Origin of the sequence: Janthinobacterium sp. FW305-129 (assembly GCF_020858115.1) — a bacterium.
In the GTDB taxonomy this organism is placed as follows: Bacteria; Pseudomonadota; Gammaproteobacteria; order Burkholderiales; family Burkholderiaceae_D; genus Janthinobacterium.
On sequence record NZ_JACYMM010000007.1, the window covers coordinates 277,220 to 303,232 of the forward strand.

General features: G+C 65.5%; 20 protein-coding genes. 10 read left to right on the forward strand and 10 right to left on the reverse strand.

Features of this window, described 5'->3' with window-relative positions:
* Positions 1 to 9 precede the first annotated feature (9 nt).
* The 3 genes from IGS61_RS16495 to IGS61_RS16505 form a co-directional block, all read right to left on the reverse strand.
* Positions 10 to 2,931, reverse strand: coding sequence for a TonB-dependent receptor (locus tag IGS61_RS16495; RefSeq protein ID WP_230540659.1), 2,922 nt, complete (start codon positions 2,929 to 2,931; stop codon positions 10 to 12).
* Between the two features lie 100 nt (positions 2,932 to 3,031).
* A complete protein-coding gene (locus IGS61_RS16500; protein WP_230540660.1) occupies positions 3,032 to 4,027 on the reverse strand; it encodes a FecR family protein in 996 nt (331 codons plus the stop codon).
* Between the two features lie 8 nt (positions 4,028 to 4,035).
* Positions 4,036 to 4,572 (reverse strand): RNA polymerase sigma factor, encoded by a 537-nt coding sequence (locus IGS61_RS16505; RefSeq protein ID WP_230540661.1) that lies wholly within the window; start codon positions 4,570 to 4,572, stop codon positions 4,036 to 4,038.
* Between the two features lie 332 nt (positions 4,573 to 4,904).
* On the opposite strand from IGS61_RS16505, the gene IGS61_RS16510 reads away from it, so the two are divergent.
* Positions 4,905 to 5,471 (forward strand): YceI family protein, encoded by a 567-nt coding sequence (locus IGS61_RS16510; protein WP_152282492.1) that lies wholly within the window; start codon positions 4,905 to 4,907, stop codon positions 5,469 to 5,471.
* Positions 5,472 to 5,544: 73 nt separating this feature from the next.
* Here IGS61_RS16510 and IGS61_RS16515 read toward each other — a convergent pair whose 3' ends face one another.
* Complete coding sequence (locus tag IGS61_RS16515; RefSeq protein WP_230540662.1) at positions 5,545 to 7,353, reverse strand: NAD(P)/FAD-dependent oxidoreductase; 1,809 nt, start codon at positions 7,351 to 7,353, stop codon at positions 5,545 to 5,547.
* 143 nt (positions 7,354 to 7,496) lie between these two features.
* Entirely contained in the window at positions 7,497 to 8,639 is a 1,143-nt protein-coding gene (locus IGS61_RS16520; RefSeq protein WP_230540663.1) for a sigma-54-dependent Fis family transcriptional regulator, read from the reverse strand.
* A 208-nt stretch (positions 8,640 to 8,847) separates the two neighbouring features.
* Between IGS61_RS16520 and IGS61_RS16525 the strand changes: the two genes are divergently transcribed.
* The 3 genes from IGS61_RS16525 (at position 8,848) to IGS61_RS16535 (ending at position 13,349) form a co-directional block, all read left to right on the forward strand.
* Entirely contained in the window at positions 8,848 to 10,344 is a 1,497-nt protein-coding gene (locus IGS61_RS16525; RefSeq protein WP_230540664.1) for an alginate export family protein, read from the forward strand.
* Between the two features lie 28 nt (positions 10,345 to 10,372).
* Entirely contained in the window at positions 10,373 to 11,701 is a 1,329-nt protein-coding gene (locus IGS61_RS16530; RefSeq protein WP_442908075.1) for a serine hydrolase domain-containing protein, read from the forward strand.
* Between the two features lie 106 nt (positions 11,702 to 11,807).
* Positions 11,808 to 13,349, forward strand: coding sequence for a CHASE2 domain-containing protein (locus IGS61_RS16535; protein WP_230540665.1), 1,542 nt, complete (start codon positions 11,808 to 11,810; stop codon positions 13,347 to 13,349).
* Positions 13,350 to 13,428: 79 nt separating this feature from the next.
* Here the strand turns inward: IGS61_RS16535 and IGS61_RS16540 are convergent, their stop codons facing one another.
* The 5 genes from IGS61_RS16540 to IGS61_RS16560 are packed head-to-tail and all read right to left on the reverse strand — an operon-like array spanning position 13,429 to position 19,300.
* On the reverse strand, positions 13,429 to 13,779 hold the full coding sequence (locus tag IGS61_RS16540; protein ID WP_230540666.1) for a type II toxin-antitoxin system ChpB family toxin: 351 nt from the start codon (positions 13,777 to 13,779) through the stop codon (positions 13,429 to 13,431).
* Positions 13,773 to 14,024: an AbrB/MazE/SpoVT family DNA-binding domain-containing protein gene (locus tag IGS61_RS16545; protein WP_230540667.1), complete on the reverse strand. Its 252-nt coding sequence runs from the start codon at positions 14,022 to 14,024 to the stop codon at positions 13,773 to 13,775. Before IGS61_RS16545 ends, IGS61_RS16540 begins: the two co-directional genes overlap by 7 nt.
* 58 nt (positions 14,025 to 14,082) lie before the next feature.
* Positions 14,083 to 16,848 (reverse strand): Hsp70 family protein, encoded by a 2,766-nt coding sequence (locus IGS61_RS16550; RefSeq protein ID WP_230540668.1) that lies wholly within the window; start codon positions 16,846 to 16,848, stop codon positions 14,083 to 14,085.
* A 5-nt stretch (positions 16,849 to 16,853) separates the two neighbouring features.
* A complete protein-coding gene (locus tag IGS61_RS16555) occupies positions 16,854 to 18,722 on the reverse strand; it encodes an Hsp70 family protein (RefSeq protein ID WP_230540669.1) in 1,869 nt (622 codons plus the stop codon).
* Positions 18,719 to 19,300, reverse strand: coding sequence for a DUF2760 domain-containing protein (locus tag IGS61_RS16560; RefSeq protein WP_230540670.1), 582 nt, complete (start codon positions 19,298 to 19,300; stop codon positions 18,719 to 18,721). The genes IGS61_RS16555 and IGS61_RS16560 overlap by 4 nt, the downstream gene beginning before the upstream one ends.
* Before the next feature lie 254 nt (positions 19,301 to 19,554).
* On the opposite strand from IGS61_RS16560, the gene IGS61_RS16565 reads away from it, so the two are divergent.
* From IGS61_RS16565 to urtD, 6 genes are all read left to right on the forward strand, one after another.
* Positions 19,555 to 20,154 (forward strand): transglutaminase-like domain-containing protein, encoded by a 600-nt coding sequence (locus IGS61_RS16565; RefSeq protein ID WP_230540671.1) that lies wholly within the window; start codon positions 19,555 to 19,557, stop codon positions 20,152 to 20,154.
* 16 nt (positions 20,155 to 20,170) lie between these two features.
* Positions 20,171 to 20,959, forward strand: a complete 789-nt coding sequence (locus IGS61_RS16570; RefSeq protein ID WP_230540672.1) for a DUF4349 domain-containing protein — start codon at positions 20,171 to 20,173, stop codon at positions 20,957 to 20,959.
* A 200-nt stretch (positions 20,960 to 21,159) separates the two neighbouring features.
* Complete coding sequence (gene urtA, locus IGS61_RS16575) at positions 21,160 to 22,413, forward strand: urea ABC transporter substrate-binding protein (protein ID WP_230540673.1); 1,254 nt, start codon at positions 21,160 to 21,162, stop codon at positions 22,411 to 22,413.
* 67 nt (positions 22,414 to 22,480) lie between these two features.
* Positions 22,481 to 24,067: an urea ABC transporter permease subunit UrtB gene (gene urtB, locus IGS61_RS16580; RefSeq protein WP_230540674.1), complete on the forward strand. Its 1,587-nt coding sequence runs from the start codon at positions 22,481 to 22,483 to the stop codon at positions 24,065 to 24,067.
* Positions 24,064 to 25,185 (forward strand): urea ABC transporter permease subunit UrtC, encoded by a 1,122-nt coding sequence (gene urtC / locus IGS61_RS16585; protein ID WP_230540675.1) that lies wholly within the window; start codon positions 24,064 to 24,066, stop codon positions 25,183 to 25,185. Before urtB ends, urtC begins: the two co-directional genes overlap by 4 nt.
* On the forward strand, positions 25,182 to 26,012 hold the full coding sequence (gene urtD, locus IGS61_RS16590) for an urea ABC transporter ATP-binding protein UrtD (protein ID WP_230540676.1): 831 nt from the start codon (positions 25,182 to 25,184) through the stop codon (positions 26,010 to 26,012). The genes urtC and urtD overlap by 4 nt, the downstream gene beginning before the upstream one ends.
* Position 26,013: the final 1 nt, after the last annotated feature.

Consider the following 26,013-nt stretch of genomic DNA (forward strand, 5'->3'; position numbering starts at 1 on the left):
TGAATCAAATCAGAAACGAAGGCCCAGCGTGACGCGCGCCGTGCGGCCCGGTCCCGGCATCAGGCTCAGGGTCAGCGGATCGAGGTAGTAGCGGTCCGTCAGGTTGTCCACTGCCACGTCGACGGTGGCGTTGGGCGTGATCTTGTAGCTGGCGAACAGGTCGGCCAGGGTGTACGCCTGCGTCAGCACCTGCGGCGAGGTGCCCGTCCACGACTGCCACACGGCCTTGTCGTCCTGGCGCGCCAGCGGATGGCCGACGTGCGTCAGGCGCGTGCCGACAGTGAGTTTTTCCTGCAGCCAGCGCGTGCCCAGGGTCAGGTTGGCGCTCAGCTTGGGCTGGATATGGTTGCTCACGTAGGAGCTGCTAAAGCCGATGGGCGAGCAGTCGGGCGTGTTCCAGATATCCGATGGCCACTTGCTGGCCTTGCGCAAATAGGCCGCCGTGGCCGCGTCGCAGATCAGGGTCTTGCGGTTCCAGGTGCCGGAAAAGTCGGCAAACACGCTCCCCCGGTCATAGGACGACTGCAGTTCGATGCCCGAGACGCTGTATTTGTCCGTATTCGCCATCGAGAAATTCTGCGCGTAGGCCGGCAAGTCGGGAATCGGACGGCGCGTGATGTAGCCGTGGGTGACGTTGTCGAAATACGCCACGCGCAGGCGCAGCTTGTCGGCGGCGCTCCATACGCCATCCTTGACCAGGCTCACGCCGATCTCGCGGTTGTGGCTGCGCTCGGCATTCAAGGGCGACGAATACGTGGCCGAGAAGCCCATTGTCGACTCATACAGGCTGGGCATGCGCAGGCCGCGCGCATCGCGCAGGAACAGGCTGACGCTGTCGGACAGGCGCGCCGTCAGCGCAAACGTGGGCGCAAAACCGTGGTCCTTGCGGCGGATCGGCTTGCTGTAGCTGAACAGGCCGGGGATGGCGTCGCGGAAGACATAATCATTGCCGCTCCAGTCGGCGACCTGCGAGACGTCCAGCGGCGCCGGCTCGGCGCCGTAGTTTTCCACCATGCCGCCCACCAGCGCGGGATTGGTGGCGGGCGTGAACCGGCCCTGCGCATCCTGGTACCACTTCGCTGCGCCGAGCTGATCGCCGTCCTTGTCCCACATGGTGACCCATTGCCAGCCTTGTGGCTGGTATTGCTGTTCCGCGCGGCGGTTGCGGTCGCGCGTATCGAAGCGCTGGAAGCGCCCGCCGGCCTCGACACTCAGCCAGTCGCGTGCCTGCCACTGCAGCGAGGCGAATGCGCTTTGCTCGTGGCGTTTGCCGTTGCGCAGGGTGTGATTGGCGTTCAGGTCGTCGTCGAGGATGCGCACGCTGTCGGCCGGGCCGATATCTTCATTTTGCAAGGACAGGCCGTAATCGAGCTTGAGTGGGCCCATGCCGGTGGCGAAGCGCGAGGTATTCGTCAGGTCGGCGCCGACCCTGCGCGCCTGGTTCTTCGCCAGGTACAGTACTTCCACGCATTCCTTGCATTCGTGGTCGCCTGGATTGGTCTTGCCTTCCAGCGGATTGCTGAAGATGTCGCCGTTGCGCGACTTGCTCTGCATGTCCGTCAGCCACAGGTTGGCCTTCAGGTCGATCAGGTTCTGGCCTTCCGGCTTCCACTCGTAGCGCGCCGTCAGCGCGTTGGTGCGCACCTGGCTGGGGTCCCATTGCGGGATGCTGCCGGTGCTGTTGCGGTAGATTTGCGAGGGCATGATTTCGCCATAGCTGCTGTCGAAATAGCGGTAGCCCAGCTCCAGTTTCTGGGCGTGCGGCAGGCGCAGGTTGGCCTTCAGCAGGGCCGAAGTGGTGCGGTTGGCCGTGTTCAGCACTTCGTCGCCTTTCTTGAAGAACTGCGTCACGCCATTGTCGTCGCCCCATTCGTTGAGCATTTGATAGCGTTCGAAGCCGCGCGTGCCGGCAAAATAATTGCCGATGCTGCGCTGGCTGATGGCGGCCACCAGGTCGTAGTCGTCCTGGCGCGTGGCCACGGCGATGCTGCCAAAACCGCTGCGCGGGTCGCCCAGCTTGTTGCGCCGCGTGCGCGGCGTACTGCCGAAATCGGCGGGCGCCGAGACGCTGTTGTCCTGGATGCCGCCGCGCAGGCGCACGCCCGTGCGCTGGCCCGGTCGCAGGATGTCTTCCGGTCGCAGGGTCTGCATGCTGACCATGCCGCCGATGGCGCCCGCGCCTTGCGCCGACAGGTTCGGGCCCTTGTCGATGCGGATGGCGCTGATCAGGTCAGGGTCGATGTAGCTGCGGTCGGCGATGCCCGCGTAACCGCGGTAGACGGTGGACGATTGCAGGCTGCCGTCGATCAGCACGGGCACGCGGCCCTGGCCCTGCATGCCGCGCACGTTGACGTCGACGGCGCCGCTGTTGCGGCTGTCGCCCACCTGCACGCCGGCCACGCCCTTGAAGATATCGGCCGGCGACGTGCCGCGGAAGCGTTCGATCTGCTCGCGCCCGATGTAGGCGGACGATGCGGACGTGACGTAGGGCAGGTCGGCCGGATCCGTGTCGTCCGCCTCGAACGTGCCGCTGCCGCCCTGGCCAGTCACGCGCAGGGTGCCGATCTGCACCGCGCCGGCAGAGACAGGCGCAGGCGCGCTGATGATGATGGTCGTGCTGCCTTGCAGCTGCGCCTGCAGGCCGCTGCCGGCCAGCAGCTGGCGCAGCGCCTCGGGCAGCGAATGCCGGCCTTGCAGCGGCGCGCTTTGCCGTCCCTGCGTCAGGCGCGCGTCGGCCAGCAGCACCATGCCGGCCTGGCGCGCCAGTTCGTTCAGCGCGCGGTTCAGTGGCTGTGCGGGGATGTGCCATTCCACCTGCGCCGCCGGCGCGGCGGCAGCATGCACGGCGGGCGTGGCGAAGGCCAGGCCGATGGCGAGGAAGAGGGGGGACAGGCGGGCGTGCAAGGGAGGGCGCGGTGGAGTCATATGCATGTTTTTCCTATGGTGGTGTGGTGATCCTTCATAGTTAAAACGAATGAGTATCATTTACCCTGACGTGCGGATGCATTTTATTTCGCGACATGGGGACGCATCAGCGGGCGACGATATGCAGCTTGCCGTCCTGGCGCAGCAGGCGCACGGGCAAGGCCAGCGGCAGGGCGGCGGCAAATTGCGCCGGCAGCTTGGCGTCGAAGCTGCCGTTCAGGCGCAGGCCGGCCAGGGCCGGGTCGTCTAGCACGAGGCCCGAATCGCCATAGCGCTCGAATTCGGCCAGCGCCTCGGCCAGGGTGGCGTCCTCGAAATCGAGGCGCCCGGCACGCCAGTTGCCCACCGCTTGCGCGCTGACCCTGGCCAGCGCTTGCATGCCCTGCGGCGTGACGGTGACCGTGTCGCCCGCCCGCAGCACTTCGGCATGCGCGCCGGCTTCGCTTTCCACGCGCACCGTGCCTTGCGCCACGCTGACCTGTGTCGTGGCGCCCACGTGGCGCACTGAAAAATGCGTGCCCAGTACCGTCGCCGTGGCCGCTCCCGCGATGACCTGGAACGGACGCGCAGGGTCGGCGTGGACATGGAACATGGCCTGGCCGCGCAGCAGGCGCACGCTGCGCCGGTCGCGGTACAGGGCCACGTCGACGGCGCTGCCGCTATCGAGTTCGATGCGGCTGCCGTCGGGCAGGACTTGCGTGGCGAACTGGCCGCGCGCCGTGCTGTAGTCGTGCTGGAAGCCGGGGCGCTGCAGATGGCTGGCCAGCGGCCAGGCCAGCAGACCGCACAGCAGCAGGCAGCCGCCGGCCAGCGCGCCGCGCGGCGGGAAGGAGGCCGCCTGGCGCAGCCGCTGCAGCAGCGATGACGGCGTGCCCGCCGCCGGGGCGGGCTGGCTGAAGGCCGCCACGCGCTGCGCCGGCAGACTGGCCAGCAGCGCATCGGTGCGGGCCAGCGCCTCCCAGGCCTGCTGGTGGCGCGTGTCCGCTGCCAGCCATTGCCGCCATGCCGCCAGTTCGTGCGCGGCCAGGCCTGCGTCGTGGCGCAGCAGCCATTGCGCCGCCAGGAAGTCGATGTCGTCGGCCGTCGTGTCTTGTGATGTCATGTGCTGTTTCATAGCGTATCCCGCTCGGGCAAGCCTTTTTTACAGGCGAGCATGCCGTTGATGATGTGTTTTTCCACCATGTTGACGGAGATACCCATCTGGGCGGCGATCTCGATCTGGCTCAGGCCATCGAACTTGTACAGCGCGAAAGCCTGGCGGCAGCGCGGCGGCAAGGCCTCGATGATGGCCAGCAGGCGTTCCATGGTTTGCCGGTCGTGCAGCCGTTGCTCGGGTTCATCGGCACGCGGCGCGCGCAGTTGCAGGTGCGGCTCGTCGAGCGCGTCATGGGGCCGTCTCTGGCGCAAGCGCTGTTCATCGATGGCGATGTTTTTCGCCGTGACGTACAGCAGGGCGCGCTGGCCGCTGTCGGGCGGCGTATCGCCATGCAGGGCGCGGGCGCCTCCTTGCAGGGTAGGCGCGTCGCCGAGCGGCTTGCGTGCCAGGAGGCGGGCGTAGGCTTCCTGCACCACGTCCTGTGCCTTGTCGCGGCATCCGGTGGAGCGCGAAATCAGGCGCAGCAATTCCTGGTAATAGCGTTCAAGCACCGCGCATGTCCCCGTGATCAAAGCGCGCCATGATAGCAAGCTCATCAAATAATAACAAGAATCATTCTCATCTGGTGTTTTTTGAGGTGCCGGATAACGCTGGATATTTTTGGCAATGCAGACAATAATCGGCAGCAGAAGGCGCTGTCGCGGACATGATTACCCTGTATTATCGATTTTATCGATGCTAACTAGGTATATTTTCCGTTTTACATCGATCTTCATGCCATGCATAATCTGTTGCAACTGAAGCCAGACAATCAGCCGCAGCCGTCATTCGCCTGCAGCTGCTTGCGGTTTTGACATCCTCCACTTTCTGCCAGGAACCTACAATGAAAAAACTGCTCGCTTTTATCGCCGCCGCCGGCTTCTCGCTGTCCGCCGTTGCCGCTCCTGAAGTCTATGTCATCGATGGCAGCCACACTTTCCCCCGTTTCGAGTACACCCACATGGGCTTCTCGACGCAGCAAAGCCGTTTCAATAACACCACCGGCAAGGTCACGCTGGACCGCGCCGCCAAGACGGGCGCCGTCGAAGTGTTGATCGACACCAAATCCGTCGATACGGGTTCGACCCTGTTCAACTCGCACATCCAGGGTGAAGACTTCCTCGACACGGCCAAGTACCCGGTCGCCACCTACAAGTCGACCAAGTTCAATTTCGACGGTGACAAGCTGGCCTCCGTGGAAGGTAACCTGACCCTGAAAGGCGTGACCAAGCCAGTGACCCTGACCGTCACCTCGTTTACCTGCGCACCGCACCCGATGCTGAAAAAAGACGCTTGCGGCGCCAACGCCACGGCCAAGATCAAGCGCTCGGAATTCAACGCCGGCAAATATGCGCCAGCCGTCAGCGATGATGTCACTTTGACGTTTGCCATCGAAGCGATCAAACAGTAATCGTTGGCTGCAGGATGCAAAATGGCGGCGGACTTCGGTCCGCCGCCATTTTTTTATCTGCTTGCCTCTGCCATCACGCCAGGTGATGCACCTCCTGCTGCCCGTACACGGGCGTGTTCAAGCCTTCCATGCGCGCCTTCAGCTGCAGCGACAGGTATTGCGAATAGTGGCGCGACTGGTGCAGGTTACCGCCGTGGAACCACAGCGCTTGCTGCTGCGTGGGTTTCCACATATTGCGCTGTTCGCCCTCCCACGGGCCCGGGTCCTTCGTCGTGGCGGAGCCGAGTCCCCACACCTTGCCCACTTTATTTGCCACTTCGGGCGAGATCAGGTCAGCCGCCCAGCCATTCATGGAGCCGTAGCCGGTGGCGTACACCACCAGGTCGGCCGGCAGTTCCGTGCCGTCGGACAGCACGATGGAATGGCTTTTCAGCTCCTGCACGCCGACGCCGCTTTTCAGCTTGATCTTGCCGTCGGCGACCAGCTCGGAGGCACCCACGTCGATGTAGTAGCCGGAGCCGCGGCGCAGGTATTTCATGAACAGGCCGGAATCGTCGTCGCCGAAATCGAGCATGAAGCCCCGTTCTTCCAGGCGCGCATAAAAATCCGCATCGCGCTCGCGGATGGCCTGGAAGACGGGTTTCTGGAAGTCGGCCAGGATTTTATAGGGGATCGAGGCGAACGTCAGGTCGGCCTTGTTTGTGGTCATGCCGGCCGCCAGCGCCCGTTCCGAATACAGGTCGCCCAAGGCCAGGTCCATCAAGGAATCGGACTTGACGATGTGCGTCGACGAGCGCTGCACCATGGTCACGTCCACGCCCGCTTCCCACAGGGCGGCGCAGATATCGTGCGCGGAATTGTTCGCGCCGATGACCACCACCTTCTTGCCGGCATACGCGTCCGGCCCCGGATGCTGCGACGAGTGCTGCTGCTCGCCCTGGAACACGTCCATGCCTTTGAACTTCGGCATGTTCGCCTTGCCCGACATGCCCGTGGCCAGCACCAGCTGCTGCGGCTTCAGGGTGACGGGCTGGCCGTCGCGCAGCACCTGCACCGTCCACTCGCCCGTGGCCTCGTCGAAGCTGGCCGATTCGCACGACGTCGAACCCCAGTAGTTCAGTTCCATCACCTTGGTGTACATTTCCAGCCAGTCGCCGACCTTGTCCTTCGGCGTGAAGACGGGCCAGTTGTCGGGAAAGGGGATATACGGCATGTGGTCGTACCAGACGGGGTCGTGCAGGCACAGCGACTTGTAGCGCTTGCGCCAGCTGTCGCCGGGGCGCGCATTTTTTTCGATGATGATGGTGGGGACATTGAGCTGGCGCAGCCGCGCGCCGAGCGCGATGCCGCCCTGGCCGCCGCCGATGATGACGCAGTAGGGCTGGCGTGCGTAACCGAGCTCCTTTGCTTCCTGCTCGCGGTGTTCCAGCCAGCTGCTGCGGTTCGTGCGCGCGCCATGTTCGGCGCCCATGGGACGGCGGCCACCCCTGGCTTCCTCAAAGCCCTTCAATTCGCTCATGGTGGTGAGCAGGGTCCAGATCCTGCCGTCGCGGATGCGGATGAAGCCCGTGCCGCGTCCCACGCCCGTTTCCACCGTGATCCAGCATTGCAGCACGCCGCCCGCTTCCACCGCATGTTCGCCGCCGGCGATGCGGATGGAGACGGGCTGCACGGCGCCCAGCTGGGCGGCCAGCATGGCGGCGATCTGTTCGCGGCCCTCCAGGGTTTTCAGGTTCCAGGTAAACAGCACCAGGTCGCGCCAGTAGCCATCCTGTTCGAACAGCTGCGCGGCGGCCGTGCCGTCGCCGGCGCGCAGGGCACCTTCGAGCTGCTCCAGGATGCCGGCCACGGCCAGGTCGTGCGGGTTGATTTCGGTTTGCATCGTGTCTCCTCCAAGTCTGCTGACTTTATGATGGGATGCGGCTGTGTTGCCGCTGACGATGTTGTAACACTGGCGTTCTGGCGCCGCATCCCGCAGTGCAGCATGGTGGCGAATGAGACGGAAATCTCAGCTTTTCGGATGGGCTACTGGCGGTGCGGCGGCACGATGTGCAGCTGCTTGAGGCGCCGGTACAGGGTGGCGCGCGAGACGCCCAGCATGGCCGCCGCCTGCAGCGGGCGCCATTTGGCGGCGTTCATGGCGTTGACGATGCGCGTGCGCTCGGCCAGCTCCTGCGGCGTGCAGGCCGGCGCGTCTTGCGTCACGGGGACGGCGCTCTTGATGTGCGCACGCACGCTGGCCTGGCGCAGCGGCGCGCGTATGCGCGCGTGCAGCCAGGTGCTTCCGCCCGCCAGACGCAGGGACAGCAGATTGTGTCCCGCGCGCGCATCGAACAGCCGTTCGGCGCGCACTTCCAGCACCTCGGCGACGGGGCGCGGCAGGGCGCCCAGCCCGGGGATGACCTCGCACGCGCAGCGGTTGGCGGCGACGATGTCGCCATGTTCATCGATGGCGAGCAGCATTTCCGGCTGCACTTCGACGAAATGGCGGTTGCGGTGCGCCAGCAGGATGCAGCAGTGGCTGTAGGACGTGAGGAAAAAGCCGTCCTCGATCAGCGTTGCGCCCTGGCGCACCAGCTGTTTCACCAGGCGCTGACTGTCGCGCGCGTCGGGCGAACGCAATGCCGAGGCATCGAGCACGCCGATCAAGTCGCCGTGCGGCGAAAAGATCGGTGCGGCGCTGCAGGTCAGGCCCGTGAAGGCGGCGCGGAAATGGTCGGTCTTGTGCACGGTGATGGCTTCCTGGTCGAGCAGCACGGAGGCGATGCCGCACGTGCCTTCTTCCTCTTCCGACCAGCACGAACCGGGGTACAGGCCCGCCTTCTTGAAATCCTTGCGCTGGTCCGTGTCGGCCGCGTAGTCGATGGTCACGCCGCGCGCGTTGGCGAGGATGACGCAGTAGCCCGCTTCGCGCACCATGGCGTGCAGGCGCGGCAGGCACTGGCCCGTGGAGCGCAGAAAATTTTCCTCGGATTGCTGGATGGCGCGCAGCTCGGCGCCCGTCAGGATGCGCGGCCCCGTGGTGGAGGCGGGATCGAGCCGGTAATCGTCCAGCGAACGCCGGTACGACGACGCCAGCCGGGCCGTGTCGGCCCCCGGATGGACGATGCGGCCGGCGATCAGGTCGCGCACGCGGTCGATATGGCTGGTCTGGCGGACGTAGGGCATGGCGCTCTCCGGTGTCTCGGTATTTTGTATGGTTGACTGTTTGTAGCATGAAGGCGGGGATGGCGCATCCTGCGCTGCAGCATGGCGTGCGCGTGAGACGTTCGTCTCAGCGCCTGGCGCCGCACAGTAGGATGCTTTACAACAATAAAAAAGAGCATCTCTGATAACATTCGTTCAAATCTAAAGACAGCTATCGCAAGGGATACCTATGGCAACGCAAGCGATGTTCCCGGTGCGCAGCTCACTCGTCCTGGCCCTGCTGGGCTGGAGCGCCGCCTGCGGCGCCGCCGGTCAGCTCGATCCCGATGGCCAGAGCAGCATGGAAAAAGAGGTGGCCCGGCGCGCTGCCGTCGAACCGGCCATCGGCGCCGGCTGGCACATGACGCGTTCCGTGGAAGCGGGCGTGCAGGTGGCCGGCGAGAGCAATCTGTTCTGGAAGCTGTCGAATACGCCGGCGCGCAACCCCGGCTTCGAATTCAACCCCTACTGGTACGAGTTCTATGTCAAGCCGGCGCTCGGCTTCAAGCGCAATCTGGGCGACGGCAGGCAGCTGTATGCGCGCGCGTCGGCCGTCGGCTCGGGCACCTTGCGCCACGATCCTTTCGGCGCGGGCGACACGGGCCGCATCTCGGTCGAGGAATTCGTCGCCGGCATCCGCATGCCGCTCGGCGGCACGAATGCGCGCCTTGACCTGTCGGCCGGCGCGCAGAATTTCACGCTCGGCACGGGCATGCTGATCGCCAATGGCGGCTCGAACGGCTTTGACCGTGGCGCGCTGAAACTGGGGCCGCGCAAGGCCTTCCAGAATTCCGTGGTGGCCAAAATAAGCCAGGACGCGTTCAGCGCCCAGGCTTTTTACCTCGACCCGAATGAAAACCCCGACAACGATAGCGGCACGCGCGTCGTCGGCGTCGATGTCAGCTACGCGCCAGCGAACGACCGCAAGGCCGGCATCGCGTATGGCAAGGTGCCCCGTTCGCATGCCGCGTATCCGCAGGCGGCGCCGGGCGGCATCGGCGCGCCGCTGGCCGTGCCCGATGGCCGCAAGGACTTGCAGTTCGTGTATGGCTACGCGCGCGTTCCCGTGCTGCCCACCGTGCTGTCGAAAGGCTGGTTCGGCGTCGATGCCGCGCGCGAGTGGAATGCGCGCGAGCCGATGCGGGCCTGGGGCTGGCGCACGGAAGGGGGCTTTTCGCTGCCCGGCGTGGCGTGGACGCCGAAGTTCACGCTTGGTTACCAGAGCTTTTCCGGCGACGATCCGCGCACGGCGCGCAACGAGCGCTTCGACCCGCTGTTCTTCGAAGGCACGCCGGGCGCCTGGGCTTCGGGCAGCAAGGCGACCTGGGTTTTCGTCAATGCCAACGTGAATGCGCTGCAGGCCACCATCGAGCTGCACCCGACGCCGAAGGACACCGTGACCGCCTACCTGGCCCAGGTGCGGGCCAACCGGATGGGCAGCCCGCTGCAGTTCGGCCAGGCCACGCGCCTCGACGTGCCGGGCGACGCGCCTGTAGTAATCGCCGGCGTGCTGCGCCCGATGCTGGCCAACGATGTCTTCGTCAAATACGTGCGTGTGGTGAACCCGAATACCTACCTGACCCTGGGTTTCAGCGCCTCGTTCGCGCAGTCGGGCGTGAACCAGCTGGTGAATGGCCAGGCCAAAACGTGGACGGGCTGGCTGGCGAACGTCGTATGGGTTTATTAAGTATTCTGATTATCAAGGAGAGCACCGCATGAACGATTTCCCAAGCATGAAACGCCTGGCCCTGGCCGCCGCCTGCCTGGCGCTGGCCGCCGGCGCCCACGCGGCCGAGGCGACGGCGCCGCTGTCGGCCGCCGCCAGCGATCCGGCCGCCTTGCAATGGATGGTGGGCGCGCCGCCGCCGGCCGATAAAATCATCCGTTTCGACGATGGCAGCTATTTCAATTTCCCGCAGCTGCGCTGGAGCGTGTCGCACTTTCGCCAGCTGATGCCGACGGTGGCAGTGGCGCGCGGCTTGAAAGCGCCCGTGCCCTTGAAGCGCGCGCTGCGCAACGATATCGACGGCCTGCGCTTCACGCCTCTGGGCGCGAAGGAAACGATGACCTGGGAGCAGTCGCTGGGTGCCAACTACACGGACGGCATCGTGGTGCTGCACCGGGGCCGCATCGTGTACGAACGTTACCTCGGCGTGCTCAAGGAAAGCGGCCAGCACGGCGCCATGTCCGTGACGAAGTCCGTCATGGGCACCATCGGCGCGGCGCTGGTGGCCGAAGGCAAGCTCGATGCGGACAAGAAAGTGGCTGAGTATGTGCCGGAACTGGCCAAGTCCGCGTTTGGCGACGCCACCGTGCGCCAGGTGCTCGACATGACCACGGGCCTGAAATTCAGCGAAGATTACGCGGACCCGAAAGCGGAAGTGTGGCAGCACGCGGCGGCCGGCAGCCCGCTGCCCAAGCCCAAGGATTACACGGGCCCGCGCAGCTATTTCGAGTACCTGCAAACGGTGCGGCACGAGGGCCGGCATGGCGAGGCGTTCGGCTACCGCACGGTCAACTCCGACGTGCTGGGCTGGATCATCGCCCGCGTCACGGGGCAGAACGTCAACGACTACCTGTCCGAGCATGTCTGGCAAAAGCTGGGCGCCGAGCAGGACGCCTACATGACGGTCGATTCGACAGGCACGCCGTTTGCCGGCGGCGGCCTGAATGCGGGCTTGCGCGACCTGGCCCGCTTCGGCGAGATGCTGCGCAATGATGGCCGCTACAACGGCCAGCAGATACTACCGAAGGCGGCCGTCGACGATATCCGCCGTGGCGGAGACAAGCAGCTGTTCGCCAAAGGCGGCTACGATTTGCTCAAGGGCTGGAGCTACCGCGACATGTGGTGGGTCACGCATAACGACCATGGCGCCTACATGGCGCGCGGCGTGTACGGACAGCGCATCTACATCGATCCGAAGGCGGAAATGGTGATCGTGCGCTTCGCCTCGACGCCGACGGCGGCCAATGCGGCCAACGATCCCACCACCACGCCGGCTTTCGAAGCGCTGGGCAAGCTGCTGCTGGCCAGGGCGAAGTAGGGCGTCAGCCGTGCGGCGGAACGGGCACAACTGCAATACACTGTCCTTTCGTCATCACTTGTTGCTCGGGTGATAATTTATTCGCCGCACGCAAGGAGCATACACCGTGGAAAACCGCCAGCCAGAACAACCGCGTCCCCCGCTCTGGCGGCGCCTGCTGTGGCCGGTCGCCCAGCTGGGCTCGGCCTTCAAGCTGACGGGCACGCACTTGCTGCACCACGTGATCGGCGCGAGCCTGATCGCCGCGCTGATGCTGGTGCTGGAAGGTTTTCACGTGCTCGAATGGCTCGATGCGGCCATGCTGCGCGCCAGCGCGGCACAGGGGCAGCTGCTGGAGCGGGGCAAGGACCCGGGCGCCGCCTACCGGCCCGGCATCATCGAAATCGACCAGCCCGCGTTCGAACAGGTGTTCGACGAGCGCGAACCGCTGGAGCGCACGCGCCTGGAGCAAGTGATCGCCAGCGCCGCCGCGCGCGGCAGCCAGGTGCTGGCCATCGACCTGGACCTGGCGCCGGCCGTGTATGAGCAGCACAAGGCGGGCGAGCGGCCGCTGGACAGCCTGCTCGACCGGCTGGCCGCCGATGGCCGGCAACTGGTGCTGATCCTGCCCGAACAATCGGACCGCAACGCGAACCTGGCGTGGATACGCGCGCGCTGCGCGGCCGGCATCCACTTCGCCAGCCCGCGGATCCGCGAGCGCATGGGCGCCGTCACGCGCATCGAACTGAAAAGCCCCGTGCTGGCGGCCGTGGCCTTCGAGCTGGCGCATGGCGCCGATGAGCAGGAGCAGCAGCAACCGATGCCGGCCGCCTTGTCCCAGCAAAAGGAAGGGCTGGCGCTGGCCGGACGCGTGTGCCAGCTGGCGCGGCGCACGGACAGCGAAAAGGAGCTGGCGCGCTGGGCGTTCGAACCCGTCATCCGCGGCGACGCCAAGGCGGCGGCCGAGCAGAACGCCGTCACCGCGCCATTTCATCCGGCCGCCGTGGCGCCGCAATTTGTGAACCCCACGCGCACGCGCGTCCAGCTGACCGACGGGCAGGCCGGCGTGGCTGCCGGGGCACCGCGCAAGCACGTCGTGTACATCGGCAGCACCTATGACGTGCGCGACCGCTACACGACGGCCGAAGGCGAGCAGGCCGGCCTGCACCTGCACGCGGCCGCCCACACCTCGCTGGGCATCGGCACGGCCGACGTGAATAAATACGTGGTGTTCGCGGCCGACATCGTCATCGGCGTGCTGCTGGGCTGCCTGTTCGGCGGCCTGTGGACCCTGTACGGCCGCGCCGAGCTGGCCATCGACAAGCGCATGGAAGACCATGATTTCAGCCGCCTGCACCGCATGGGCACCGTGGCGGAATTCTATGGCATCCGCCTGATGCTGGTGCTGGTGTGGGCATCGCCCGTCGCCATCGGCGCGCTGGCCATCTACCTGTCGCGCGGCTTGCTGGAGCAGGGCTGGTGGGTCAATCCCGGCCCGCTGATCGCCGGCATGTTCCTGCACGCGATGTCGCTGCGCGACGAAGCCCACCACCCGCACGCGGAAGTGCCGGGCCTGTCCGTGTGGGCCCGGCTGCGCCGCACGCATCCCGGCATCGTGCTGGTGCAGGCGCCGCTGGCGGCGCTGTTGTTGATCGTCGCCGTGATCTGAAACAGGTGAAATGGGCCGATGGCTTGCCGCGCTATCGGGGCTCGCGCAGCGAGGGTGATCTGGCCCCGGTGACCGCTGATTAATCGGTAATGGCGCGCAGGCGTGCCAGCGCGTCTTCCACCACGAATTCGGGCGCGGTTTCGATGCGCTTTGCGCCGCGCGCTTCAAGGTCGAGCATGCGGATCTGGTTGACCAGCGCCACGCCCTGCGTCGTCGTGCCGCTGCCGCTCAAGGACGCGGCAAAGCCCGCGTGGCGGGCAAAATCGCCGCCTTGCGTGATGGGAGCGACCAGAACGACACCAAGCGCGTTGAAGACGCTGGTGGACAGCACCAGCGCTGGCCGGGCCGCACCGCGTTGCTCACGGCCTTCCGTTGGCTCCAGATTGACCATCACGATGTCGCCACGGCCGAACTGGACGCGCTTTACCATGCTTCGCGGCCTGCCGGCTTGATCTGGCTCCATGCCGCCATGTCGGCCGGTTCTGGCGCCGTGACATCGCATTGCGCCACCAGATCATCGAGCGTAAAGGCGGGGCGCTTGGCTTTCAGGAATATGCCGTCCGGACGCACGTCCACGGCCAGTTTGTCGCCCAGCGACACCTTCAGCATGCCCAGCAGTTCTGTCGGCAAGCGCACCGCGGCGCTATTGCCCCATTTTTGGATGGATAGTTCCATGTGGCCTCCTATGTATCTACATTGTAGATTCATGTAATCGCATAATCAAGGACGGTGTTCACCCGATCAGCTTCAAGCCCGGCGGCAGCGCCTCGCCCAGCATGCGCTTGGTAGCCGCTTCGTCCAGCTGCGTCACTTCGCTGACCATCGTTTGCCACAGGGGCGGTGCGCCCACGGCTTTCAGGCGGGCGAGGATGGTGGCCCGCAGGTCGTCGGCGATGTCGCGCGAGCGGTCACCCGTCATGCGCGTCAGGTGGGCGGCGGCAAACGCGGCCGGTTCCGTCTTTTTCCAGTCCAGCGCCAGTAGCACGCGCAGCCACTCGGCCACGGTGGCGCTGTCGACCACTTCGTGCGCGCTGCCGTGAAAGGGCTGGCGGGCGCCGACCCTGGCCAGCGCCCACAGGGTATTCGTGTCCGCCGCTTCGCCCTTTTTATCCGCCTTTTGCAGGCGCTTGATCAGCCAGGCGCCCACTTCCGCCTTGTAGGCGCCGGGGATGCGCTCGAGCGAGGCGCCCAGGCGCAGCATGTCGTCGTCGCTGCCGTTCACGAGGGTGACGGGGCGGCTGCCGCGCTGGGACGCGTCGGCTTGCAGGTTGAAGGCGAAATCGTCGAGCAGGCGCAATTGCTGCTGCGTGCTCAAACCGCCGGCCACGCGGCGCCACAGCGTCCACCATTCGGCGCACACCTGGTTATCCTTGTGATGCTGGATACCCACGTCGAACAAGGCCCACAGCTGCTCGATGCGCCACGGGTCGAGCGCATCGCCATAGCCGGGCCGCAAACAGTAGCCGGCCAGGTTCAGCCACACCCGCTCATGTTCGGCGGAACGGCGCCGGCCGCGCGCACGCAGCATGAGGGCATCGAACAGCTGGCGCAGCAGCGGCGTCTCCCAGCTCTCGCGCCCGCCCAGGCCCCGTTCCAGGTGCTGGCGCAACTGGCGCACTTCCTTGGTTTCGACCTTTTGCGCCTTGCCGCCGAAGATGCGCTCGATCTTCTCGACCGCTTCCTTCACGCGTGGCGGCACGCTGGACGTTTCGGCCTGCGTTTCCTCTTCGCCCCGCAACTGGAATTCCAGCAGCCAGCGCTGGCTTGCATCGGCTGCGGCCACGCAGTGCACTTCCAGGGTGCCCACTTCCGTCATCACGGTGGCCAGCTGCACGGTGATTTCGCGCCTGTCATTGCCGTCGCTGGCGTGCAGCACGCTGGCCAGCGGCGGCAGGCGCAGGTACTCGCCCGCGGCCAGGTCGACGATGTCGCCCAGCTGCGGCGGCGTGCCCGTTTCCGCGATGGACGAGGCCAGGTGGAAGCGCACGGGCCGGCCCAGGCGCAGCGCGAACAGGCGCTCCGTCAGGCGGATTTCCTCGCCGCTGGCGCTGCCGCGGGGCAGGATGCAGACGGCGCGGTCGTCCTTGCCCGCCTCGCCCAGCACGAGGAAATAGCTGCGCGGCGAACCGCCGCCGATGCGCGGCGCCTGGCCGCGCCGGGCCAGCGCGTAGGCGACGGCGCCACGCGCCACGGCCACGTCGGGGTTATCGTTGTGCAGGATGGTGAGGGGCTGACCGCGCCAGTGTTCCAGCGTGGCGGCCAGGCGGCGCGCCAGCGCGTCGGCGCGGAACACGCCGCCATTCAGCAGCAGGGTATCGGGCAGTGTCCCTTGATGCTGCTGCAGGAAGCTGGCCAGGTGGCGCGTGATGGCCGCGTCCTGCGCATACGGCAGGCCGAATTCGACGATGCCGGCGCGGCCCTTTTTCGCCGTGTCAGCCAGTTCCACCTTCGGGAAGAAGCCGTCGACCACCATGGCCGCCACTTCCTCGCGCGTGACGTCGGCGGAACGGCTGCCGCCTATCAGGCGCGAGCCCCCGCCCAGCAGGGTGACGGTGGCGCTCTCTGGCGCGTCCTGCGACAGCAGCAATTCCTTGGCGGCGCGGCAGCGCTCCATCAGCTGCGACAGGCGCGCGGCGGACAGCTTCATGCCACCCTCGACGCCTGCGGCCATGCGCGTTTCCACCAGGTGGGCCAGCGCCAGGTCCATATTGTCGCCGCCGAGGATCAGGTGATTGCCCACGCTGCTGCGCGTGAGCTGGGGTGCGCCATCGTCGTCGAAGGCGACGTCGATCAGGCTGAAATCGGTGGTACCGCCGCCCACGTCGCAGACCAAAATGCGGCGCGTTTGCGCCAGGTCAAGCCGCAAGGTGTCGCGCCGCCGGTGCAGGTAGTCATAAAAGGCCGCTTGCGGTTCTTCCACCAGCCGCAAGGTGGGCAAGCCCGCCATGCGCGCCGCTGCCAGGGTGAGTGCGCGCGCACCCTCGTCGAACGAGGCGGGGATGGTCAGCACCAGTTCCTGCTCTTCCAGGGGCGCGTCGGGGAAGCGGTGATTCCACGCGGCGCGCACGTAGGCCAGATAGCTGGCGCTGGCCGCCACGGGCGAGACCTTGGTCACGTCGGCATCGGCGCCCCACGGCAAAATCGGCGCCTGGCGGTCCACGTTCGCGTGCGACAGCCAGCTCTTCGCGCTGGACACGAGCCGGCCCGGCACCTGCGCGCCGAGCTGGCGCGCGAAGGCGCCCAGCACGGCATGCTCAGCGTCCTGCTGCTGCCATGGCAGCTGCAAGTCGCCCGCCGCCAGTTCGCCGGCGGCGGGGTGGTAGCGCAAGGACGGCAGCAGGGGGCGTGCGCCCACTTCGCCGGGAGCGACCAGCTGCTCGATGGCGAACAGGTTTATTCCTGCCTGCGCATCGCCAGCCGCCGCATACGCCACCACCGTATTGGTGGTGCCCAGGTCGATGCCGACCAGGAAGGCCGGCTTGCCCGCAGTGCTGCCCATGGCGCTTATTGCGGCGTGCCGCGCACGTCGAATTCCACTTTCCAGCGCTCGGCGCCGTCAGGGGAAACGGCCAGCAGCTCCAGGGTGCCCGCTTCCGTCACGCGTGCGTGCAATTTCACCTGCACGACGTCGCCGGCCGAGCGGCCTTCGGCGGACAGCGTCGCCTGGATTTCGCTCAGTTCCTGCAATTCATCGGGACCCCAGAAGTCGAGCAAGTCGCCGATCTGGTCGTTGCGGCGCGTGGACGAGGCGAAGAAGCGGAAGTGCACGGGCTCGCCCACGACGAGGCCGAATTGCTGGCCCGGCAGTTCCAGCTCGCTGCCTTCTTCCATGCCGAACGGTGCCACGCACAGGGCCTGGATCGGCGGTTCCATGCCGGGGATGGCGGGCATGGCCGATTCGATGGCGACATAAAAGGAACTGGCCGTGCCGCCGCGGATGCGCACGCCATGGCCGCGCCGCACGTAGCTGTAGTAGGCGGCGCCACGGGCCACGGCCAGATCCAGGTCGGCCCCGGCCAGCATGCGCGCCGGCTCCGCGCCTTCCATGTACAGCCAGTCGTTGACGGTGGCCATGATGCGCTGCACCAGCAAGTCGGACTTGAAGACGCCGCCGTTGAACAGCACGGCCGTCGGGTGCAAAAAGCTGGCGCCTTCCGCCTGGCGGCCCGCGAAGCCTTCCAGTTCGCTGGTGGCCGCCACTTGCCGGCCCAGGAAGGCGGCCAGGTGGCGCGTGATGGCCGCGTCCTGCGCATACGGCAAGCCCAGTTGCGTCAGGCCGGCGCGCGTGCGCACGGCGGGGCGGCTCGACGCTTCCACCTGCGGGAAGAAACCGTCGAGAATGAAAGTGGACACTTCCGCGCGCGTCAGCTCCGTGCGGATGGAGCCGCCGATCAGCTTCGAGCCGCGGCTCGGCACGACGATCGGTGCCACATCGAGGCCGCTGTCGGCCAGCAGGCTTTCCTTGGCGCTGCGGCAGCCGTAAGTGAGTGCGCGCATCTGCCAGGCGTCCAGCTGGGTGCCGTTGGCGGCCAGCTTGCGCGCCACCAGGTGGGCCAGGGCCAGGTCCATATTGTCGCCGCCAAGCAGGATGTGTTCTCCGACCGCCACGCGGTGCGGTTCCAGCACGCCGTCGCGTTCCAGTACGGCGATCAGCGAAAAGTCGCTGGTGCCGCCGCCCACGTCGACCACTAAAATGATGTCGCCCGGCTTGACTTCCTTGCGCCAGCGTCCTTCGCTGGTCTGGATCCAGCTGTACAAGGCCGCTTGCGGCTCTTCCAGCAGGGTCAGTGACGCGTAGCCGGCCGCCTGCGCCGCTTCCATCGTCAGCTCGCGCGCGGCAGGGTCGAACGAGGCGGGAATCGTCACCGTGATTTCCTGCTCGGCGAACGGCGCTTGCGGGTGGGCGTTGTCCCAGGCCTGGCGCAAATGCGTCAGGTAGCGCGTGGCGGCCGTGATCGGCGAGATGCGCGGCACTTCCGCCGGCGCGTCGTTCGGCAGGATGGCCGCGCGGCGGTCCACGCCCGGGTGGCACAGCCAGCTTTTCGCGCTGGACACTAAACGGATCGGCGTGGTGGCGCCGCGGCTGCGGGCCATTTCGCCGACGACGAATGGCGCTTCGGCTTCCTCCGTGACCCAGGGCAGGGCCAGGTCGCCCGCCGCCACTTCATCGGCGTGCGGCAGGTAGACGAACGAGGGCAGCAGCGGCAATTCCTCGACGGTGCCCGGTGCCGACAGTTGCGGCACTTTCAGCACGCCGTGGCTGGATTGCTCGCCGTCGCTTTCGACCAGGTTCACATATGACAGGGCGCTGTGGGTGGTGCCCAGGTCGATGCCGATGGCGTAGCGCGGAGTAGGGTTGATGGTATCGCTCACAGTTCCACCTCGGCCGGTGCGAGGATGGACGCGTCGTGCTGCCCGCTCAGTTTCGGCAGGCGCACGCTCGAAGCGCGCCAGCCGCGGTGGCTCAGGGTGCCCGTGAATGGCGCGGAACCGACGACGTTGCCCGTCAGGCGTACTTGCGCGGAATCAAAGCCTTCCTGCAGCACGATGCGGCTGCCCTCGGCTTCCTGGCGCACGGCCTCGATGGTGAAGTATTCGCGCATAACCTTGGCGCAGCCTTCATGCACGACGCGGGCGGCCGCGCCGATGTCGGCATCGGCATGGCTGCCCAGGTTTTCCTGGGTGAAGTCGATCAGGCGCGCTTCGCGTTGCAGCAGGGCCAGCAATTGCAGGGCCGCGTCGGGCGTGGCTTCCTTCAATATGACGGGCGCGGCGGCCGGCACGGGGGCTGGCGCCGGAGCCGGGGCCACGGGTGCCACGGGGGCGGCCTCGGGCAGGGACAATTTTTCCACCCGGGCCGCATAGGCGGCGTCCGACAGGGTGCTGAAGAAGGCGCCGAAGGCCAGCGGGACGCGGCGCCAGAACGATGGGTGGGACGATGGTGTGCTCATAGGAACTCGTTTCTCTGATCTGTAGGGTGGCGTCGGCGGCGGGGGCCGCTTCGCAAGGTAGTGCCATGTGCGGGGCCAACAGGGCCGGCTGCGTTTGCCCGCATGATACCAGCTACGGGGCCGGCGCCAAAGCCGCCGCCCCCGTTCCCGCCTGCCTGTGGCGTGGATTTTCTTTGTTCCTGCGCAAGGAAACGTTCGATTTCGTGCCGCTTCGACTAGAATCGCGCATTATCTTTTTGCATGACCTGGATGCCATGTCTACCGACTTTTCCCTGTATTTAGCCAGCAGCACTTACATCGACAGCGACCATCCGGCCGTGCGCGCCAAGGCGGCCGAACTGGCGGCAGGTGCCGTGGGCGACGCCGCCATCGCGGCCCGCTGCTTTAGCTTCGTGCGCGACGAGATTGCCCACAGCTGGGATTACCAGCGCAATCCCGTCACCTGCCGCGCTTCCGACGTGTTGCAGCATGGCACGGGCTACTGTTATGCGAAGAGCCATCTGCTGGCCGCGCTGCTGCGCGCCAACGGCATTCCCGCCGGCCTGTGCTACCAGCGCCTGGCCGTCGGCGAAATCGGGCCGCCGTTTTGCCTGCACGGCTTGAATGCCGTGTACCTGCAAGAATTTGGCTGGTACCGCATCGATGCGCGCGGCAACAAGTCCGGGGTCAATGCCGCCTTTACGCCGCCGCAGGAGCAACTGGCGTTTCCCGTGCTGGCGCCGGAAGAGCGCGATCTGCCGGAAATCTGGCCGGCACCGCTGCCCCAGGTGATCGCATCCCTGACCGGCCATGCGACCGTGCAGGACGTGGCCGCGCACTTGCCCGATATCGAATTGTTGCCGCTGAAAAAATAATCTCAAGAAAGAAATCATGAAAAAAGTGTATGTTGGCCTGCTAGGCCTGATGTTGCTGGCCGGTTGCGGCGGCAAGGGCGAGAGCGGCGGGCAATCGAGCGCCGCGCGTCTCGACGGCAAGGAAAAGGGCAGCGAGTTTCTTGCCTATGAACACAATGTCAGCGTCGATACGAGCGAGGCGCAAGTGCGGCCCCTGTATGAAAAAGTCGTCGCCGCCTGCAAGGCCGATACGGGAAACGGCTGTCTGCTGCTCGATTCCAGCGTCGACAGCGGCCGCTACGTGCATGCGCGCATCAGCATGCGGGCCAAGCCGGCCGGCATCAGGAAGCTCGTCGCGCTGGTCGCGGCCGAAGGCGACGTCACCAGCCAGGGCACCAAGGTGGAAGACCTGGGCCGCCCTGTGCTCGACAGCAAGAAGCGCCTGGAGATGCTCAGGCAATACCAGGCGCAGCTGCAGGACCTGGAAAAGCGCTCGGGCACGAACGTCGACGCCCTGATCAAGGTGAGCAAGGAACTGGCTACCGTGCAAGTGGAGCTGGAGCAGGCGACGGCGGCCAATGCCCTGTTGATGCAGCGCATCGATACGGACTTGCTGAACGTGGCCATCAGCGCCGAAGGCAAGCAATCGTTCTGGCGCCCCGTCAAGCGCGCGCTGGGCAATTTCACGGAAAACCTGTCGGAAGGCGTGGCCAACGCCATCACGGCCATGGCCTACATCCTGCCGTGGCTGATCGCGTTCGTGCTGCTGTTCCCGCTGGGCCGCAAGGGCTGGCGCCGCTTGCGAGGCTTGCCGCGCAAGGATTGATGCGCAAACATTAAAACCTCCGGCGCACCGTTTTACGGCAATTTGAAACCTGACTGCACAGTCCTTGTGCAGCCAGGTTTTTTTTCGTGCGGCGGGGGCCGCGTGCACCATGGCGGACACCTCTTGGCGCTGGCATGCATTCTGCTTTAACAACATCGCAAGCCCAGCTAGACCCCCACGAACCCATCACAGGAGTCCCCATGTCACGACGCATCATCCTGAAAGCGGCCGCCGCCGGCGCACTGGCCCTGGCCACGTCCACTTACATGCAGGCAGCCCTGGCCGCCGATACCATCAAGGTGGGCATCTTGCACTCGCTGTCGGGCACCATGGCCATTTCCGAAACGTCGCTGAAGGACGTGGCCCTGATGACGATCGCCGAGATCAATGCCAAGGGCGGCGTGCTGGGCAAGAAGCTGGAAGCCGTCGTCGTCGATCCCGCCTCGAACTGGCCTCTGTTTGCGGAAAAAGCGAGACAGCTGGTGGCGCAGGATAAAGTGGCCGTCGTGTTCGGCTGCTGGACGTCCGTGTCGCGCAAGTCGGTGTTGCCGGTGTTCAAGGAACTCAACAGCCTGCTGTTTTACCCGGTGCAATACGAGGGCGAGGAGCTGGAAAAGAATGTGTTTTATACGGGCGCCGCACCGAACCAGCAGGCGATTCCCGCCGTGGAATACCTGATGAGCAAGGATGGGGGCGGGGCCAGGCGCTTCGTGCTGCTGGGCACGGATTACGTGTATCCGCGCACCACCAACAAGATCTTGCGCGCCTTTCTGAAAAGCAAGGGAGTCAAGGATAGCGATATCAGCGAGGTCTACACGCCGTTCGGCCATGCCGACTATCAAACCATCGTCGCCAACATCAAGAAGTTTTCCACTGGCGGCAAGACGGCCGTCATTTCCACCATCAATGGCGATTCGAACGTGCCGTTCTACAAGGAACTGGGCAATGCGGGCTTGAAAGCCACGGACGTGCCCGTCGTCGCGTTTTCCGTGGGCGAGGAAGAGCTGCGCGGCATCGATACCAAGCCCCTGCTCGGCCATCTGGCGGCCTGGAATTATTTTGAATCCGTCAAGAATCCCGTGAATACGGCCTTCATCAAGCAGTGGAAAGCGTATGCGGTGGCGCAGAAGTTGCCGAACGCGGCTTCGGTGGTGACGAACGACCCGATGGAAGCGACCTATGTCGGCATCCACATGTGGGCGCAAGCCGTGGAAAAAGCCAAATCGACGGACACGGACAAGGTGATCGCCGCCATGGCGGGCCAGAGCGTCAAGGCGCCATCGGGCTTCACCCTGACCATGGATGCGACGAACCACCACCTGCACAAGCCCGTGATGATCGGCGAGATCAAGGCCGATGGGCAATTTAATGTCGTGTGGAAAACCAAGGAACCGATACGCGCCCAGCCGTGGAGCCCGTTTATCAAGGGTAATGAGGGTAAGCAGAAGCTGTAAAAGCCACGCCAGCGCCATCGGGCAGGTGTCCGGTGGCGCCGACCATCAACGCTTTCCCGGGATATCAATGAGGCTATTCACATCGCTGCTGGTCTTCGCCTGCCTGTGCCTGTCGTCCATGGCGCAGGCCGCCATCCCACCAGAATTGCTCAAGCCGCTGGCCGGCGACGATTCCGATGCCAGGGTCGCCACCGTGACGCAGATCGCCGCCCTGGCCACGCCCGAGGCCGCCAAAGTGCTGCAGGCGCTGCAGGACGACGCCTTGTATGCCGCACCCGACGGCAAGGTGTACATCGTCGAGGGCGAGCAGGCATATGACCCGGCAAGCGGCCGGAACGTGCCGCTGCCGGAAGGCATCGACGGCGTGATGGTCAACAACCGCTTGCGCTCGGCTGTGGCAGGCGCCTTGTCGGGCTTGCAGCTGCTGGCGCCGGAGCGCAGCGCCCGCCTGGCGGCCGCGCAAGCCTTGCAAAAGGCCGTCGACCCCGCGCAGCTGCCCCTGATCCGCGCGGCGCTGGCACGGGAAAGCGATGCTGACATTCAACAACTATTGCAAGTGCTGATCGCCAGCGCCAACCTGCATGCGCCCGACGCCGCCACGCGCAAGGCCGCCGTGCAGGACCTGGCCGGCAGCAGCGATGCGCGCCTGCTGCCCGTGCTGCAAGCCATGCTGGAGCAGGGCGGTGAACCGGACGAAGCCGTGCAGCTGGCCGCCATCGAGACCATGCGCCAGATCAAGGGCAGAGTGGCGCGCATGGAATTGGCCGGCAATGTGTTCTACGGCATTTCCCTGGGCAGCGTGCTGCTGCTGGCCGCGCTGGGGCTGGCCATCACGTTCGGCTTGATGGGCATCATCAATATGGCGCACGGCGAATTGCTGATGATAGGCGCTTACACGACCTACCTGTGCCAGCTGTTCTTCCGCAATTACTTGCCCGGCCTGCAGGATGCGTATCTGCTGGCCGCCTTGCCGGCCGCCTTTTTTGTTGCCGGCCTGGTGGGCGTGATGCTGGAACGCACGGTGATCCGCTGGCTGTACGGGCGGCCGTTGGAAACCCTGCTGGCTACCTGGGGCATCAGCCTGATCCTCATGCAGCTGGTCCGCACGATCTTCGGCGCGCAAAACGTGGAAGTGGCCAACCCGGCCTGGATGTCGGGCGGCGTGACGGTACTGGGCGGCCTCGTGCTGCCGTACAACCGGCTGGCCATCATCGGCTTTGCCGTCATCGTCGTCGTGGCCGTGTGGTTGATCCTGAACAAGACGCGGCTGGGACTGTTCGTGCGGGCCGTTACGCAAAACCGCCGCATGGCCGATTGCGTGGGCGTGGCCACGGGCAAGGTCGACATGCTCACGTTCGGCCTCGGGTCCGGCATCGCCGGGCTCGGTGGCGTGGCCCTGTCGCAGCTGGGCAATGTGGGGCCGGACCTGGGCCAAAGCTATATCGTCGATTCCTTCATGGTGGTGGTGCTCGGTGGCGTGGGCCAGCTGGCCGGCACCGTGATCGCCGCGCTGGGACTGGGCGAAGTCAACAAATTCCTCGAACCGGTGGCAGGCGCCGTGCTGGCGAAGATCGCCATTTTGATATTCATCATCATTTTCATCCAGCGCCGGCCGCAGGGCCTGTTTGCCATGAAGGGACGCAGCGTCGAATGATTACCTCATATCAATCCAAGCCTGGCCTGTTCACGCGGCCTGTCTGGCTGGCGATTGCCGCCTGCACGGTGCTGACCGCGTTGTTGCCGATTTTTAACCTGGCGTTTGCCGAAGGGCATGCCTTGCACGTATCCGCCTACACGGTGGCGCTGGTGGGCAAGTTCATGTGCTACGCGCTGGCCGCACTGGCGCTGGACCTTGTCTGGGGCTACACGGGCATATTGTCCCTGGGCCACGGCGTGTTCTTTGCGCTGGGCGCGTATGCGCACGGCATGTACCTGATGCGCGCCATCGGCGACCAGGGCCAGTACCACAGCAGCTTGCCCGATTTCATGGTCTTTCTCGACTGGAAAACCTACCCGTGGTACTGGGCCTTCACGGAATACTTCTGGTACTGCATGGCGCTCGTCGTGCTGGTGCCGGGCGTGCTGGCCTTCGTCTTCGGTTATTTCGCGTTTCGCTCGCGCATCAAGGGCGTGTATTTTTCCATCATCACGCAAGCGATGACGTATGCGTTCATGCTCTTGTTCTTCCGCAATGACACCGGCTTTGGCGGCAACAACGGTTTCACGGATTTCAAGACGATACTGGGCCACAGCATCACGGCGCCCGCCACCCGGGCCGTGCTGTTCCTGCTGACCCTGGCCTTCCTGCTGGCGGCCTTGATCGGGGCGCGCGCCATTGTCCGCTCGAAACTGGGACGGGTGCTGCAGGGCGTGCGCGACAGCGAGGCGCGCTTGATGTTTCTCGGCTACAACCCGTTGTGGTTCAAGCTGTTTGTGTGGACCTTGTCGGCCGTGCTGTGCGGCATCGCCGGCGCCTTGTACGTGCCGCAGGTGGGCATCATCAATCCGTCGGAGATGTCGCCGGCGAACTCCATCGAGATGGTCGTGTGGGTGGCGGTAGGCGGGCGGGGGACTTTAATCGGTCCCATCCTGGGCGCCTTCACCGTGAACGGTCTGAAAAGCTGGTTCACGGCAGCCATGCCGGAACTGTGGCTGTTCGCGCTGGGCTTGCTGTTCATCGGCGTCACCCTGTTCATGCAGCAAGGCATGCTGGGCGTGTTGCGCAAGATCAAACGCAAAAAAGTCGCCGCCGTGGCAGAGGAGGCCGCATGAGCATCCGCATGTTGCCCGGCATGGCCAGCACCGAGGCTGGCCCCACTTACTCGCGCGTAAAAGGCGAGGGCGTCGATACGACGCATGGCGCCATTTTGTATCTGGAAGACATCAGCGTGTCGTTTGACGGCTTCATGGCCATCAACAAGCTGAGCCTCGATATTTCCGTGGGTGAGTTGCGCTGCATCATCGGCCCTAACGGCGCGGGCAAGACGACGATGATGGATGTCATCACGGGCAAGACGCGTCCCACCTCCGGCACGGCCTGGTTCGGCCAGACCATGAACCTGGCGACGATGACGGAAGCGCAGATCGCCCACGCCGGCATCGGCCGCAAGTTCCAGCGGCCCACTGTGTTCGAGCAGCACACGGTGTTCGACAACCTGGAACTGGCGATGAAGATGGACAAGCGCGTGGCGCCCACCCTGTTTGCGCGCCTGTCTTCCGAACAGGCGGGCAGGATCGAAGCGGTCTTGCGTTTGATCCGCCTCCATGGCCACGAGGCGCGGCCGGCCGGTTTGCTGTCGCACGGGCAAAAGCAGTGGCTGGAAATCGGCATGCTGCTGATGCAGGAGCCGCAGCTGATTTTGCTGGACGAGCCCGTGGCCGGCATGTCGGACGCGGAAACGGCGCGCACGGCGGAACTCCTCAATGAATTGCGCGGCAAACATTCGATCATGGTGGTCGAGCACGACATGGGTTTCGTCACGGAAATCGCCCGGCAAGGCATCGTCACCGTGCTGCATGAAGGTGCCGTGCTGGCGCAGGGGCGCATGGACGAGGTGCAAGCCGACGAGCGGGTCATCGAAGTCTATCTGGGAAGGTAAC

Coding starts and splice junctions, on each gene's coding strand:
- IGS61_RS16495 (WP_230540659.1), bottom strand. CDS start 2,931: ATGCATATGACTCCACCGCGCCCTCCCTTGCACGCCCGCCTGTCCCCC.
- IGS61_RS16500 (WP_230540660.1), bottom strand. CDS start 4,027: ATGACATCACAAGACACGACGGCCGACGACATCGACTTCCTGGCGGCG.
- IGS61_RS16510 (WP_152282492.1), top strand. CDS start 4,905: ATGAAAAAACTGCTCGCTTTTATCGCCGCCGCCGGCTTCTCGCTGTCC.
- IGS61_RS16515 (WP_230540662.1), bottom strand. CDS start 7,353: ATGCAAACCGAAATCAACCCGCACGACCTGGCCGTGGCCGGCATCCTG.
- IGS61_RS16520 (WP_230540663.1), bottom strand. CDS start 8,639: ATGCCCTACGTCCGCCAGACCAGCCATATCGACCGCGTGCGCGACCTG.
- IGS61_RS16525 (WP_230540664.1), top strand. CDS start 8,848: ATGGCAACGCAAGCGATGTTCCCGGTGCGCAGCTCACTCGTCCTGGCC.
- IGS61_RS16530 (WP_442908075.1), top strand. CDS start 10,373: ATGAACGATTTCCCAAGCATGAAACGCCTGGCCCTGGCCGCCGCCTGC.
- IGS61_RS16540 (WP_230540666.1), bottom strand. CDS start 13,779: ATGGTAAAGCGCGTCCAGTTCGGCCGTGGCGACATCGTGATGGTCAAT.
- IGS61_RS16545 (WP_230540667.1), bottom strand. CDS start 14,024: ATGGAACTATCCATCCAAAAATGGGGCAATAGCGCCGCGGTGCGCTTG.
- IGS61_RS16550 (WP_230540668.1), bottom strand. CDS start 16,848: ATGGGCAGCACTGCGGGCAAGCCGGCCTTCCTGGTCGGCATCGACCTG.
- IGS61_RS16560 (WP_230540670.1), bottom strand. CDS start 19,300: ATGAGCACACCATCGTCCCACCCATCGTTCTGGCGCCGCGTCCCGCTG.
- IGS61_RS16565 (WP_230540671.1), top strand. CDS start 19,555: ATGTCTACCGACTTTTCCCTGTATTTAGCCAGCAGCACTTACATCGAC.
- IGS61_RS16570 (WP_230540672.1), top strand. CDS start 20,171: ATGAAAAAAGTGTATGTTGGCCTGCTAGGCCTGATGTTGCTGGCCGGT.
- urtA (WP_230540673.1), top strand. CDS start 21,160: ATGTCACGACGCATCATCCTGAAAGCGGCCGCCGCCGGCGCACTGGCC.
- urtB (WP_230540674.1), top strand. CDS start 22,481: ATGAGGCTATTCACATCGCTGCTGGTCTTCGCCTGCCTGTGCCTGTCG.
- urtC (WP_230540675.1), top strand. CDS start 24,064: ATGATTACCTCATATCAATCCAAGCCTGGCCTGTTCACGCGGCCTGTC.
- urtD (WP_230540676.1), top strand. CDS start 25,182: ATGAGCATCCGCATGTTGCCCGGCATGGCCAGCACCGAGGCTGGCCCC.